This window comes from Bradyrhizobium sp. Leo78, assembly GCF_059512425.1.
The window spans coordinates 1-458 of the sequence record NZ_JCAMOT010000210.1 but is presented as its reverse complement, the minus strand read 5'-3'; the positions used below and the strand labels follow the sequence as shown (position 1 = coordinate 458).

General features: G+C 59.2%; 1 protein-coding gene. It reads left to right on the top strand.

Going from position 1 to position 458, the window contains the following annotated elements; genetic code table 11:
- Positions 1 to 83: 83 nt before the first annotated feature.
- A partial coding sequence (locus tag AC5ZG1_RS44335) for a redoxin domain-containing protein (RefSeq protein WP_496114235.1) occupies positions 84 to 458 on the top strand: 375 nt, incomplete at its 3' end.

The window sequence follows — 458 nt, the reverse complement described above, 5'->3', positions numbered from 1 at the left end:
CGCGAGATCTCCTGGCACATCGCTTGCTTGACTTGGGGCCGGTATCATCGCTTCCCGCGCGAAGCAAACTTGTGAGGGACAATATGCTGGGAATTGGAAGTAAGTTGCCGCCGTTCGAAATCACAGGCGTGAAGCCCGGTTTTCACCTGCACGACGAGAGCGCGCAGAGCGCGTTCGAGCCGCTGACGAAAAACAGCTTCCCTGGGAAATGGAAGATCATTTTCTTCTACCCAAAGGATTTCACCTTCGTCTGCCCAACCGAGATCGCCGAGTTTGCCCGGCTGTCGAAGGATTTTGCCGACCGCGACGCGGTCGTGCTGGGCGGCTCGACCGACAACGAGTTCTGCAAGCTCGCTTGGCGACGCTCGCACAAGGACCTGCACCATCTGCCGATCTGGCAGTTTGCCGACACCAAGGGCGGGCTGGTCGATGGTCTTGAAGTGCGTTCGCCGGACGGC